Consider the following 261-nt stretch of genomic DNA (forward strand, 5'->3'; position numbering starts at 1 on the left):
CGTCATGCGCGGTCAGTGTACCGCCGAAGACTTCAACTTCACTCCACGCGCCGTTCTGACCCGTTGTGAAATTAATATCAGCGCCCGTCGTACGATCTTGGAGTGCCAACCTAATCTCGTCCGCACCAGAACCACCAGACACGCGGTCAACCAGTGTCACATTCGTAATAGTGTCGTCACCTTCACCGCCATAAACGCGATCAGCGCCATCACCAGCATCAATGGTGTCGTCGCCAGCACCACCATAGATCGTATCATCAC

At 54.4% G+C, this 261-nt stretch carries 1 pseudogene; it reads right to left on the bottom strand.

From position 1 onward, the window contains the following. Window positions 1–261: pseudogene (locus MWU61_RS19695) on the bottom strand (hypothetical protein); the annotation flags it as partial.

Source organism: Loktanella sp. F6476L, assembly GCF_023015725.1.
Taxonomy (GTDB): Bacteria; Pseudomonadota; Alphaproteobacteria; order Rhodobacterales; family Rhodobacteraceae; genus Yoonia.